General features: G+C 69.8%; 12 protein-coding genes and 2 pseudogenes. 7 read left to right on the top strand and 7 right to left on the bottom strand.

The annotated features are described in order from the left end of the window. Positions 1-290: 290 nt before the first annotated feature. From IE182_RS18785 to IE182_RS18765, 5 genes are read left to right on the top strand one after another with little or no spacing between them, the layout of a single operon-like run. Complete coding sequence (locus IE182_RS18785; RefSeq protein WP_190111023.1) at positions 291-1283, top strand: TauD/TfdA family dioxygenase; 993 nt, start codon at positions 291-293, stop codon at positions 1281-1283. 28 nt (positions 1284-1311) lie between these two features. Beyond that, entirely contained in the window at positions 1312-2328 is a 1017-nt protein-coding gene (locus IE182_RS18780; RefSeq protein ID WP_190111022.1) for an ornithine cyclodeaminase family protein, read from the top strand. Further along, on the top strand, positions 2319-3698 hold the full coding sequence (locus IE182_RS18775; protein WP_190111021.1) for a type III PLP-dependent enzyme domain-containing protein: 1380 nt from the start codon (positions 2319-2321) through the stop codon (positions 3696-3698). Before IE182_RS18780 ends, IE182_RS18775 begins: the two co-directional genes overlap by 10 nt. A gap of 35 nt (positions 3699-3733) precedes the next feature. Beyond that, complete coding sequence (locus tag IE182_RS18770; RefSeq protein ID WP_190111020.1) at positions 3734-4759, top strand: cysteine synthase family protein; 1026 nt, start codon at positions 3734-3736, stop codon at positions 4757-4759. Next, positions 4759-6159, top strand: coding sequence for an MATE family efflux transporter (locus IE182_RS18765; protein WP_190111019.1), 1401 nt, complete (start codon positions 4759-4761; stop codon positions 6157-6159). Before IE182_RS18770 ends, IE182_RS18765 begins: the two co-directional genes overlap by 1 nt. Before the next feature lie 636 nt (positions 6160-6795). On the opposite strand, the gene IE182_RS32635 is transcribed toward IE182_RS18765, so the two are convergent. Next, entirely contained in the window at positions 6796-7701 is a 906-nt protein-coding gene (locus IE182_RS32635; protein WP_190111018.1) for a DUF317 domain-containing protein, read from the bottom strand. Between the two features lie 227 nt (positions 7702-7928). Here IE182_RS32635 and IE182_RS32805 point away from each other — a divergent pair. Next, a pseudogene (locus tag IE182_RS32805) lies at positions 7929-8129 on the top strand (hypothetical protein); the annotation flags it as partial. A gap of 635 nt (positions 8130-8764) precedes the next feature. Here IE182_RS32805 and IE182_RS18755 read toward each other — a convergent pair. Then, positions 8765-9013, bottom strand: coding sequence for a DUF317 domain-containing protein (locus IE182_RS18755; protein ID WP_229844929.1), 249 nt, complete (start codon positions 9011-9013; stop codon positions 8765-8767). A gap of 13 nt (positions 9014-9026) precedes the next feature. Between IE182_RS18755 and IE182_RS32800 the strand changes: the two genes are divergently transcribed. Then, positions 9027-9296: a hypothetical protein gene (locus tag IE182_RS32800; protein WP_373303582.1), complete on the top strand. Its 270-nt coding sequence runs from the start codon at positions 9027-9029 to the stop codon at positions 9294-9296. On the opposite strand, the pseudogene IE182_RS32110 reads toward IE182_RS32800, so the two are convergent. The 5 genes and pseudogenes from IE182_RS32110 to IE182_RS32105 all read right to left on the bottom strand — a co-directional run. Next, a pseudogene (locus tag IE182_RS32110) lies at positions 9177-9425 on the bottom strand (NF041680 family putative transposase); the annotation flags it as partial. The gene IE182_RS32800 and the pseudogene IE182_RS32110 overlap by 120 nt on opposite strands. A 113-nt stretch (positions 9426-9538) precedes the next feature. Further along, positions 9539-9730: a hypothetical protein gene (locus IE182_RS18745; protein ID WP_190111015.1), complete on the bottom strand. Its 192-nt coding sequence runs from the start codon at positions 9728-9730 to the stop codon at positions 9539-9541. A 294-nt stretch (positions 9731-10024) separates the two neighbouring features. Next, positions 10025-10885 carry a hypothetical protein gene (locus IE182_RS18740; protein ID WP_190111014.1) on the bottom strand — a complete coding sequence of 287 codons (861 nt, stop codon included), beginning with the start codon at positions 10883-10885 and terminating at the stop codon, positions 10025-10027. 218 nt (positions 10886-11103) lie between these two features. Then, positions 11104-11700, bottom strand: a complete 597-nt coding sequence (locus IE182_RS18735; protein WP_190111013.1) for a DUF6233 domain-containing protein — start codon at positions 11698-11700, stop codon at positions 11104-11106. Between the two features lie 481 nt (positions 11701-12181). Next, positions 12182-12370, bottom strand: coding sequence for a hypothetical protein (locus IE182_RS32105; RefSeq protein WP_229844927.1), 189 nt, complete (start codon positions 12368-12370; stop codon positions 12182-12184). Between the last annotated feature and the right edge of the window lie 103 nt (positions 12371-12473).

Genomic DNA, 12473 nt, shown 5'->3' with positions numbered 1-12473 from the left:
GATCGCAAAGATGAGTGGATCTTGAAGCGAAAGGCAAAACGCCCTCAACCTCCGCTTCTCGCTCGCCAGTCGATCAAAATCGGACGAAGAGGACCATTCTTAAGTAAGGTTTGCCTTACCTAATTTCAGTGGTACCTTCCTCGGCAGCCGCTGACGCCAACCACCGGTTCCCGCCACCTGCCATCCCCCCACAGGCCGCATCCCTGCGTATCGCCCCGCCTTGCGGCCGCCCCGAGGCATGCCCGGAACCCGCTCCTCCGCCCCACCGCACGGAAACGGATGACTTCGCCATGAGTACGGGAACCGCCCCCGTCCGCCTGCTCGACACCGCCTCGGTCGCCGAGCTCCACCAGGCCGCCGGACAGATCCTCGCCGCATCCGGCACCTCCGCCACGTCCCCCGAACTCCTCGGACGGGTCGCCGAGTCGGCAGCCGCCCTCAGCGAAACAGTCCGGCATCACCTGCGGCCCGTCGACACCGACGACGGCCTCTTTGTACTGCGCGGCCTGACCGTCGACGACACCGCCGTGGGCCCCACGCCCGGAAGCTGGGCCACCGCCGGGGACAGCGGCGCCATCCACGACATCGTGATGCTGCTGCTCGCCACCGCCATGGGCAACCCCATCGCCTGGGAGGGCCAGCAGAACGGGCGTTTCGTCCACAACATCGTCCCCGCCCCGGGCCACGAGCAGGAGCAGACCGGCGCCAGCAGTGACGTCCTGCTCAGCCCGCATACCGAGGACGCCTTCCACCCCGGCCGCGCCCACCTGCTGATGCTCGGCTGCATGCGCAACCACGACAACATCGCCACCACCGCCGCGAGCATCCGCAAGGTGCAGCTGGACGAGGCCGACATCGCCGTCCTCTCGCGCGCCGAGCTGCCGATCCTCCCCGACGACGCCTACGCGGAAGCGCAGGGCTTCGACGGGAGCCCGCCGGACGTCCCCGTCCTGTGGCACTCCGAGGACGGCCTCACCCTGCGCTTCGACCCCGCCTACACCCCGCTGGAGATCGCCACCCCCGCCTACCGGGCCGCATACGAGCGATTGGAAGCCGAACTCGCCCGCGTCTCGGTGGCTGTGAGCCTGAACCCCGGTGAGGTCCTCGTCGTCGACAACGACCTCGTCGTGCACGGCCGGGTCCCCTTCAAGGCCCGCTACGACGGCACCGACCGCTGGCTCAAGCGCGCCTCGGTACGCGTCCCCGGGCGCGCCACCCGCCCCACGGCCGAGGCCGCCGAGCACGGCTACGGCCAGGCCGCCCTCGAGGCGTACGCCGCCTGATCACCGACCAGCAGACGAGGAACCAACCATGACCAGCCCCACCACGGGCCCCTGCATACCCGCCGACGACACGACCCTGCGCCTGCTGTCCACCAGTGACCTCGCAGGCATCGACATCACCCTGGCCGACGTCGTCGACACAGTCGAGGGCGCCTACCGCACCCTGGCCGCGGGCCTCTCGGACAACCCGCGCAAGCTCACCGTCAAGCCCGCCGACGGTCACTCCGTCTCGTACGCGATGCTCGGCCGCGACGGCTCCCGCGACGTCGTCGCCATCAAGACCTCCTACAAGCACGGCCTGCACAAGGGCCGCGAGGAGCAGCACTACTACACCTCGCTCACGCTCTACGACGACGTCACCGGCCTGCCCGTGGCGATGATGGACTGCGGCCGCATCGGCTCCCTGCGCACCCCGGCCGTCTCCGCCCTCCTCGCCCGCGAGCTCGCCGCCCCCGGGGCCCGCAGCGCGCTGGTGATCGGCACCGGCACGCAAGGCCGGCTGGCCCTGCCGTTCCTGCTCACCACCCTGCCCGGCCTGGACCGGCTGATGCTCTTCGGCACCCACCCGGAAGGAATCGAGGCGGTACGGGCACAGTTGCGCGCCTACTTCCCCGACCGGGACGTCGAGGTCGTCACCGACGCACGGGCCGCCGCGGCCGAGGCCGACGTCATCGTGGCCACGGCGGGCGCCCACACCCCCGCGGCGATCGAGGCCGACGACCTGAAGCCCGGCGCACTGGCGATCCTCGTCGGCCACGGCCTGGCACCCTCGACCCTGCTCCGCGCCGACCGCGTCGTGGCCACCAGCGAGGCCCAGATGAACGTCACCGGCACCGACATGGCCGACGCCGACGGCCGGCTCCCCGCCGTAGACACCGAGTTCCCCCCGGTCCTCGCGGGCGCCGCGGCCGGCCGCACCGCCCCGCACGAGCGCGTCTTCGCCTACAACAGCGGCCTGGTCGTCACCGACATCGCCCTCGGCCACCGCTTCGCCCAGCTCGCCATCGAGCAGGGCCTGGGAACGCAGGTACCGCTGTGGCGGTGAACGGCATACCCCAGGCGCTCCCCACGCTCCCCGTGCACCCGGACCCCGAGACCGACGCGGTCATCGACAGCGGTCTCCTCCACGAGCTGGCCCACGCCTTCGGCGGGCCCTTCCACTTCCTGCTCCCGCACCGCTTCGACGCCAACCTCGCAGCGTTCCGGACGGCGCTGGACGAGGCCGGGGTGGACGGGCGCGTGTGCTACGCGAAGAAAGCCAACAAGGCCGCCGCGTGGATCGAACGCTGCGCGGCCACCGGCGCCGGAGTGGACGTCGCGAGCCTCGGCGAACTCCGCGAGGTCCTCGGCCACGGCGTCCGCGGCGAGAACATCGTGGTGACCGGCCCGGCCAAGAACGAGGAACTGCTGCGGATCGCCGTCCTCCAGGGCGCCCTGACCGCCGTCGACTCCCTCGACGAGTTGGACCGGCTCATCGCGCTGGCGCGCACCGGCGCGGTCCGCCCGGCCCGGCTGCTGCTGCGCCGGCTCCCCCCGGCTCAGCCGCACAGCCGCTTCGGTATGGACGAGGCCGAGCTCGACGAGGCGCTGACCAGGTGCGTGCGGGCGGGCGACGCCGTCCGGATGGAGGGCTTCAGCTTCCATCTGTCCGGCTACGCCGTCCAGCCGCGCGCCGACCTCGCCGGGCACCTCGTCGACCTCTGTCTCAAGGCCCGCGTCCTGGGGCTCCAGGCCGACCGGATCAGCATCGGCGGCGGCTTCGCCGTCGACTACGCGGCCGCCGACGACTGGCACGCCTTCCTCGCGACGCAGCAACCCAGGCACTACCACGCCCGCAAGACCTTCTCGGCCGCCGACTTCTACCCGTACCACTCACCGGTCGCCGGAGCCGACGCGCTCCGCGCCGTACTGGCCGCCGTGCCTGACGGTGACCAGGGCAGCCTCGGCAGCAGACTCCGGGAGACCGGCACCCTCCTGCTGATGGAACCCGGCCGCGCACTGCTGGACCGGGCCGGCGCCTCCGTCTTCCGCATCCAGGGCGTCAAGGACCGCGACGGCTACGCCATCCTCACCGTCGACGGGACGAGCCTGAGCCTGTCCGAGCAGTGGTTCAACAGCGAATACCTCCCCGACCCCGTACTGGTCACCCCGGCCGGCCGGGCCGGTGGCACCGGCGTCCACCCCACGTGCGTGGGCGGTGCGACCTGCCTGGAGTCGGACATGCTCACCTGGAGAAAGATCCCCTTCCCGGCCCGTCCCTCGGCAGGCGACCTGCTGGTCTACCCCAACACGGCGGGCTACCAGATGGACTCCAACGAGTCCCCGTTCCACGACCTGCCGCTGCCGCCCAAGGTCGTCCTGGAAACCACCGAAGGGCGGCCGCGCTGGCGCCTGGACCGCCGCCCCGCCTGCTGAAACCCTCCGTCCCACCTGTCACAGGAGCTCCCCCCATGAACGAGGCACTGACGCGCCCCGCCGTGGTCTCCCGCATCTCCGACCTCATCGGATACACCCCGCTGTTCGAGCTGTGCCGCTCCGACAACGGCAGCCGCCTCCTCCTGAAGCTGGAGATGTACAACCCCACCGGCACCGCCAAGATCCGCATGGCGCGCGCCATGGTCGATGCCGCCGAAGCCGCGGGCGAACTGCGCCCCGGCGGCCGGATCATCGAGTCCACCTCGGGCAACACCGGACTGGGCCTGTCGGTGATCGCCGCCGAGCGCGGCTACACCTTCACCGCGGTCGTCGACAACCACGCCTGCTCCGACAAGCTGCGCGGCATGAAGGCGCTCGGCACCGAGCTCGTCTACGTCGTCGACGACGGCACCGAGGAGCTCGCCACCGCGGCCCGTGAGGAGCTCGCCGAGGACATGGCCCGCGGCCAGGACAACACCATCTTCACCGAGCAGCACAACAACCCCGCCAACGGCGTCGGCTACTTCCCCGTCGCCCACGAACTCCACCAGGCCCTCGACGGACAGATAGACATCTTGATCGGCGCCGTCGGCACGGGCGGCGCCCTGTGCGGCACCACCCGCGAGCTGCGCAAGCTCGTCCCCGGCGTGAAGACCGTCGGCGTCGAGCCCAAGGGCTCCGTGGCCTTCGGTGGCCCCGCCCACGACTACTACCAGTCCGGCACCGGCACCCCCGAGGGCGCCGGGATCGGTGCCCTGGTCGACTTCGACCTGATCGACGAAGGGGTCAAGGTCGGCGACGTGGAAGCGTTCGCCACCTGCCGGGCCGTCGCCCGCACCGGCCTGCTCATCGGCGGATCCGCCGGTGGCGTCGTCCACGAGGCCCTGACCCGCCTGCCCTCGCTGCCGCCGGGCACGACTATGGTCGCCCTCATCAACGACGGCGGGGAGAAGTACATGGACACCGTCTTCAACGACGACTGGATGAACGACCGGAACCTCATCGACCCCGCCACGGAGCGCGAGATCGACGAAACCCTCACCAAGCTCCGCGAGAACTGATGCCCTCCATACAACCGACCGCTCTCCTCCGCGACAGCCGCGCGCTGGCCGTCCTCGCCGTCCCCCTCGTCCTCACCCAGCTCGCCCAGGTGGCCCTGACCACCACCGACACAGTGATGATGGGCCTCCTCGGGACCCGGGACCTGGCGGCGGGCGGCCTGGCCATCGTCATCTTCAACCAGCTCCGCACCATGGGCGTCGGCCTCGTCACCTCCGTGGGCAACCGGATCGCCGCCGCCGCCGCACGCGCGGAGACAGCCGAAGGCGACTCGGCGGAGAGCGACGAGGGGGTTCGAAAGATCGTCCGCGCGAGCATGGCGGTGGCCACCCTCGCCGGCCTGGCCGGGGCGGTCCTCATGCTCCTCATCGGCCAGGCCCTCCCGCTGCTCGGCCAGGACGAGGCCGTCGCCGACCGGGCGCAGACGATGCTCCTCGCACTGGCCCCCGGCCTGCTGCCGTGCCTGTGGTTCCAGGCGATCCGCCAGTTCACCGTCGGCATGCGCCGCCCCCAGGCCCTGCTGCGGATCACCCTCGCCTCCGTCGCGGTCAACGCCGGCCTCAACTGGCTGCTGATCCACGGCACCTGGGGCCTGCCCGAACTGGGCCTGCCGGGCATCGGCGTGGCCACCTCCACGGTCTATCTGCTTTCTTTCCTCGCCTTGTACGCCTCGGCGAAGAAGGACGCCGTCCTCGCCCCGCTGCTCAGCCTCAACGTGCTGCGCGCCGACCGCGCCACCGTGCGCGAGCTCATAGGGCTCGGCATACCCATCGCCGCGACCTACGGGTCGGAGGCCGGGTTCTTCTCGGTCACCGCCCTGATGGCCGGCTCCTTCGGCAGCGCGGCCCTGGCCGCCCACACCGCCGTCAACCAGCTCGTCTACATCGTCTTCCAGGTCGCCGTCGGCCTCTCCCACGCCGCCTCCATCAACGTCAGCCGCGAACTCGCCCTCGGCCGCATCGACGCCGCTCAGCGCATCAAGAACACCGCGCTCGCCTGCGCCGCCGCCGTCATGGCCGCCGTCGCCGTCGTCTACGTCACCCTGCCCGGCCTCGTGCTGCGCCCCTTCCTCGACGCCGCGGGTGACGACAAGGCCGTCTCCATCGCGACCCAGCTGCTGCTCGTCATCGCCGTGCTCCAGTTCTTCGACTGCGCCCAGAACATCGGCGTCGGCCTCCTGCGCGGCCTCGACGACACCAAGAGCGGCTTCCGCATCACCCTCATCGGGTACTGGGCCGTCGGCCTCCCTGCCGCCTGGCTCCTCGGCTACGCGGCCGGCCTCGACACCCTCGGCATCTGGCTCGGCCTCCTCACCGGCCTCGCCGCCACCGCGATCCTCCTCCTGCGCCGCTACGGCAGCGGCCTCCGAGCCCGCGCACGAGAGCAGGAGGCCGTTGCCTGACCGGAGCCCGCAAAGACGAGCGCCATGCCCCCTTCCGGCCGCGGGCACCATCCCTGCAGGACCGCGGCAGCATGTTCGGGCATGGCGCTCGTGGCATGAGGCCAAGCAAAGATCTGCCAGGCCACGGAGAGCCCGCCGAGCTGGAAAGAGCCACTGCCAGGACCCAACGACGGCTCGGCCCGCTTCGCTGCCGCCTTGGAGGCCCTGGCCCAGGACCTTGATACCGAAGCTCACCCCATCGACTACCGGCGACACCGCCAGGCACTGCAAGGCGGTCGCCGGCCAGCGAAACTTAGGGCTCGATCATCGCTGAACTTCCGCCAGTCCCTGTTCCCGTCCGCCCTAATCTGGACGACCGCAAGCGACAGGAGGCGCGTCCGCCTTCGTCTGGGCTTACGTCACCCGAGACAAACCCCTGTTCGCTCCGCGCCCAATCGAAGCTGAACAACCCCCTGACGTCCGCCGGGCCTGGCACCTCCGGCGCAGCAGCACATGGTCCCAGCTCTCACGACCCGATCCGTTGAACCACTACGCGGCCCTGCGCGAGCTCCTCCACCATCACGGCGACGTCCTCTTCGAAAAGATCGATTCCGGAACCGGCCCGCCCTCTGGTTGAGCGACGCCGCCTGACCTCCATTACGGGATCCACGTCCCGGCGACCTGGTCCGCGACGGAGAAGACAGTTTCGCAGTCCGGGCAGGTCGCCTGCCCGGACAAATAGGTCATAGCGAGAGCCACAAGCTCGTGGCGGTCGGCGAGCGCTCTGCCATACGGTCGCCTCGACAGGCCCTCCGGCTCATCCGGTGGTGTCGGGCGGAGAGGCGTCTTTTCGACGTCCTCCTTCAACGCGTAGTCATCGTTCGTGCCGAAGTAACCGTTAGTCCACACCGGGGGTGCGACGGGGTGGACGCGGGCGAAGAACTGCCAGGCCGCAGGGAGATCGTCGATGAGCACCTGCGGGGCGTCGGCCATCCATTCGGCGCCGCGCAGGCCGGTGGAGTCGAAGAAGTGATGGGTCTGCTGGCGTGTGGTCCGAGAAGGGGGCCCTGCTCGGGTGAGGGGTGCGGGCGGGAGAAGAACACCTAGAGGGCTCCGGTTTGCGTGTGTTGTGGGATGGGCCGTCTGTACCCTTGGGGACGGGGCGGCGGCACAGCAGGTGCTGCTGCCGGTTCCGGTCAGGGTGAACCGGCCAGGCGGGACGTCAGCGCGGGGCGGCGCGATCAGCTCCGCCACCACTACTGCCACGACCTCGGCCGGGGTGTCCGCGTGAAAGGTGGCGTCCCAGCCGGGCTCCTGGGCTGTTCCGGTGACATACCTCCGCCACCCCGCCTTTTCCTTTCCGCGGAGGGATTGCGGATACCAGCCGCAGTAGAAACGGCCGTCATGCGACTGGATATGGACATTGGAGTCGCTGTCGACGACGAATTTAAATCCGTCAGCTTTGAACTGGTCCAGGACCAGCGCGGGTCGCCCGGCTCCGATCAGCCACTCCCGCAGACGCAGAACCTCAATCGTCGTGGCAAATCCTGGAGGCGTCGTCACCGAGTCCGTCCCTTCGCTGGCCTAGGGTTTGTCCAGCCGACTGTGACACGAGCCCAGATCGATCCCCCAACCCGTTCGGGCGGCGTCCGCCACCGGCGAACACCTGGAATTCAATTTGCGCTTTCTGACACTGTTGGCTAATCCGACCGCAGGCGTTACGTCGGCTTCGACGATCCGTTGAGGATCTTCGAAGCCGACGTCGTGTTGTGGGGAAGGTGTCGGTGTCACTGCACGTCAGGAGCAGGAGCCTCGAGGTTCCGGTGGAAGCAGCTCGGGTGGCGCGGGCCGCGTTCCCCAAGGGAAGCCTGCCGATGCGGATCCGCGACGAACTCGGGCCTCTGTTCGGTGACGAGGAGTTCGTGGAGCTCTATCCATGGCGAGGTCGTTCCAGGGCCGCCAGGGTGCCGCTCCGCTGGCCTCCGCGTGGGCGCCGACGACCTCGAAGCCCTCGCGCGCCCTTCGTCCGACGACCCGGGCGACATGATGGCTGGACGCCCCCGTCCGCAATCAGCACCTATCGATCAGGAGATCGGGCACTCACTCTCTGCCTGAGCGCCGCTTGTGTATGCGCATCACGGAATGACAAGATCGCCGGACGTCGCTGGCCGACGCACCATGACCGCAACTCGCCTTCTGGTAAAGGACGTTCGATGCTTGTTCCGCTCCTGAACCCCATCGTCACCGCTGTCAACTCCATCGCGGCCGCACTCCTCGGCGGCTGATACAAGCGCCCGCAATCCTGCCCCGTACACGCCTGTCCCGGCCGTGCGGGGCATCGTGCTGTTCGACGTCCAGCGCAGGACGCTACGAACCACACGCGGCACCGCCGCATCACAACTCGCCCGGATGCCGACCCACTGGCCTCCGCCTCGGCACCCGTCGGCCCCTGGCCGCCGCACACTCCGCCGCGGTCTCGTGCAACAACCTCAGATACAACACAACGGTGGCACGGTCGTCACCTTGCGTCATCACGGCACCTACCAGCGGTTCGGGTCCATCCTTCTCCTCCGTCCACTGGGGTCCGCGACACGCCGCGGCGGGCACGGCACAGAAAGAGCGGTGGTCAGTCCTGAACGAGAAGCGGTTCCACCGCACCGAGCGGTGAGTGGTCCGGGCCGTGAAGGAACGCGTCGCGGCCCTGGGCATGCGCAGCGGCCAAGGCAGTGGTGAAGGCAGTGACCAGCTCGGTCGGGGTCATGTCGCTGAAGGTCGCGGCCCAGCGGGTGGGGCCGAAGGGGGCGTCGTAGGCGTTGATCCTCAGCGGGATCGACGCGGCTCTGTGGTGGGACGAGAAGACGGCGTACTTCTTCAAGGGCAACCAGTACGTGCGCTACAACCTCGAAGCGGACAAGGCCGACGAGGGCTACCCGAAGATGATCGGCTCCTACTGGGCGGGCCGCTCGCCGAGCTGGGCTCCTGCCGGGTCCTCACCCTGTTCCAGGCCCTGGACGTCACCGCGCCCGTCCGTGTCAGCTTGGTCCGAGTCGGTTTCGTTCGGTGATGCTCTCGGGTCGTTTCACGGTCTTGCCCACGTCGTAGCGGGTGGCGGACCGCCGGTTCTTCGAGCCACGTGGTCTTCCAGGGCCTGGGCTTGAGGGTTTCGGTGCACGGGCCGGACAGTGCAGGTGCGGGCGGAGGTTTCGAAACCCCCGGCGGACTCGGGCCGGGGTGAGCCGGCCGGGCTCGGCGGGCTTCTCCCACGGCCGCCGCAAGTCGTCGGCGGCGCGGATGCGCCGCACGTCATCGCCGACCGGCTCGCCCGCTGCCTGGCCGACCAGATGCGGCTGACCTGGCTGATCAAGGATCCGGTGGGCTGGCTGATCAGCCGGGTCCTGCCTCAGCGCCAGCAGTGCGGTGACGTGCGGTGCGACGACCGGGTGCTGCTCGGCTCTGGCCGGGACTGCCCCGGTACGAGGAGCGGCAGGCCGATCGCCGCGCGCAGCGTCGCGCGGTCGCGGCCGCCGTCGACGCCGCGATGCCCGGGGCCTTCGAGGCGGAGCGCCAGGCGGCCACCGAGCAGCAGCTGCACCAGGACGTGACGGTCAGGGCGTGGGCGAAGGCATACAAGTGGGAACAGGTCCGCGCCCGGCAGGCCACCGCGCCTCAGGCCCAGGCTGAGACCGCAGCCATGCTGCCCGAGGGCGACGTCCCGGTCGCGCCGCTGGCCCCGGTCGTGCTGCCCGCGCCCCGCACGGCCGTTGTCGCCCCGGCCCCGGAGTCAGCCGACGCCGTCGACGACCAGGAGCTGGTCCTCGAGGAGCTCACCCGCGAGCAGGTACTGGGCGTTCTCGAGGAGATCACCCGGAAGCAGGGACTCCTTGTGTTACTCCGCAGGCGTGATCCGCCAGGTGCCGTGACGTACGTCGAGCGTCGCGGTGAGGTCGGCCTGCTGCGGGAACGAGACGCCCAGCTGCCACGGGTCTGGCAGGGCAGCCAGCCCAATGGTGATCAAATCCTCGGTGACGTTGCCCAGGGCTCCGATCCAGTGAGGTGCGGTGGCGATCAGCCGCTCAGGTAGCCAGGGCCCGGGCTCGGGAAGGCGCGAGAGGGGCTCCTCGGCGAGTTCGGCGAGGGCTGAGCCAGCCAACAGGGTCAGCAGCCGCGCCAGGACCGCGGCCGGCAGGGCGGGGTCGCGGGTCTCCAGCAACACGTAGCAGTCGTCATGGCCCGAGAACCAGACCCGGGAGTCTCCCAGGAAGCTCAGCAGCAGCTCATCAATACCGGCCGTGCCGAGCACGAGGGCGAGCTCGTCGAGTTGCTCCGTAGTCACGTCGGCAGGCACGTCGATCAGAGTCAGCTCATACGGCGACCAAGTGCCGTCGAGGAAACGGGGCAGGAGGCCGCGGTCCATCACCAGGAACTCCTCCGCGAGTCCGTACGTGCCGGACGCCCAGGATCCGAGGGAGTGGACTGTGCACGGCACGCCGAGCTCGGCCGCGATCAGCGAGGGGCGCAGCGAATGCCAGTCCTCATCCAGGTAGGAGTTGGTCTCCAGCGACACCACCGCCACGGCGTCGTTCGCCACGGCCACGAGGAGGTCTACCAGCTCACCCGCCTGGGCTGCCCCGGCGCTCACCTGCCACAGGCCCTCGGCCTCGCGGATGCTGAAGCTCAATGGGAACGGGCGGTGCTCCATGCCGACACTGTTCACGCTGAACGCGCCCTGCTGCCCGACCTCGATCACTGCTCCACCCCCGAGAGTCCGCCGGACGCCACTGCCCAGCCCGTCCGCATCAATCATCGCCGCTGCACGGCACTCAAGGCCGCGGCACGGACCCTGACTCGGCCAGGAGACGGGGAGCGTCCCTGAAGCCCGGGCAGTGGTCCGTATCTCCTACACCTGACCACGGCGGTTCCCGTTCCCCGGTACCTCGGCGGCGTTTCCGTGGGAAACGGTCGCGGTTACCGTGCGGTGAGCTGGTCGGCGCCGCAGACGGTGCAGGCTTCCGCGCCGGGGCGGCGCAGTGCTGCGAGGGCCTGGGCGGTGGTGAGCTCGGCCGGGTCGGGCGTGGTGAAACACGTTTCGTGGTGGATGACGGTGCGCCGCGGTCCGGGGTCGTTGTAGGGGTGGCGGGGGCGCTGGACTTTCCATCGGTCGGTGGCATCTCCGCGGACCTGCGGCCTGCCGGCACCAGCCCCGCTCCCGGCCTCCGCTGGCGGCGGCGGGTTCGGGGCGGTCTTGCGTCCGCTGCGGGCCCGGGCGATCACCGCGGGGTGTCGGCGGATGGGGACCCCCTTGTAGCAGGTGTCCGGGACCGGGGTGACGTGGCTCGCCGGTACGGAGAAGGCGATGTCCGCGGGCTCGGCCAGGTCTATGCCCTGGATTGTGGCGTGTGCCCAGAAGGTCAAGGTCACCTCGTAGTACCAGGTGCCGTCGGCGGCCTGCCACCGGCGGAGCAGGCGGGCGAGGAGTTCCTGTCCGTCGTAGCTGCCCACCCGGATCGGCGGGGTCGGAGTCCGCTCCGCCACCCCGTCGCCCACCAGGACGTCGTCGTCCATCACGGGTCCTGCCTCGTAGTTGGTGACCGTCGGTGACCCCTCCGACTGCAACTGCCGGCATGCCGATTCCGGGTCCTCGAGGTCCCGGTCGAGGTCGCGGGTCAGAACAACCGGAAGCAGCCTGCGGGGCAGTGGTACGACCTCACCGATGAAGGCACCGCCACTGAACGCCCCCGCCCGGTCGGCCTCAGCCAGCAGGGCCGCTGCGGACTCCGGCTGACCGCCCTGGAGCTCCTCAACGGAAGACCGCGAGCAGCAGCGGCGCAGTCGCGCCCGGTCCAGGCCACACCCGCGCCGGGGGATTCCAGGACGTCAGCACGCTCACGGGCATCAAGGGTGCGCCAGACGGGCACCCGGCACTCCTGCCCGCATTCCTCGCAGTGCCAGGCGTAGGGAACTCTCACTGAGACCGTCATCCGGCGTCCCTGGCCTTCCAATCCGGGCCGTTGATCACTTCTTGGACGGGCTTTCGATCCGTCGGCTACTTGCCGCTGGTGACCTGTGACAGCAATGCCGTCAACACCCGGCCGAGGGCGGAATCACGAAGGGCCCGCTTATGGATGGTCAGGCTCCACTTGCCGCGCGTATCACGTTTCATGACGACCTCGGTCTGCAGGAGCGTGATCACCAGTCCGGCGACCGGGAGCATGAAGGGGTCGAGGCGCTCCATCGGTGTTCGCGCATAGTCGACTGCATCCCCGACTGTCGCCGCCAGGCCGTCACGCAGAGTCGCAGCATATACGAGCGCGATTCACGCCAACTTGCCATCCTTC

The sequence above is a fragment of the Streptomyces cinnamoneus genome, from assembly GCF_014650495.1.
GTDB lineage: Bacteria > Actinomycetota > Actinomycetes > Streptomycetales > Streptomycetaceae > Streptomyces > Streptomyces cinnamoneus.
This window is presented reverse-complemented; position numbering and strand designations above follow the sequence as displayed.

What these genes read in the sequence shown, in the direction of transcription:
- IE182_RS18785 (WP_190111023.1), top strand. Translation starts at nt 291, where the DNA reads ATGAGTACGGGAACCGCCCCCGTCCGCCTGCTCGACACCGCCTCGGTC.
- IE182_RS18780 (WP_190111022.1), top strand. Translation starts at nt 1,312, where the DNA reads ATGACCAGCCCCACCACGGGCCCCTGCATACCCGCCGACGACACGACC.
- IE182_RS18770 (WP_190111020.1), top strand. Translation starts at nt 3,734, where the DNA reads ATGAACGAGGCACTGACGCGCCCCGCCGTGGTCTCCCGCATCTCCGAC.
- IE182_RS18765 (WP_190111019.1), top strand. Translation starts at nt 4,759, where the DNA reads ATGCCCTCCATACAACCGACCGCTCTCCTCCGCGACAGCCGCGCGCTG.
- IE182_RS18735 (WP_190111013.1), bottom strand. Translation starts at nt 11,700, where the DNA reads ATGGACGACGACGTCCTGGTGGGCGACGGGGTGGCGGAGCGGACTCCG.
- IE182_RS32105 (WP_229844927.1), bottom strand. Translation starts at nt 12,370, where the DNA reads ATGGAGCGCCTCGACCCCTTCATGCTCCCGGTCGCCGGACTGGTGATC.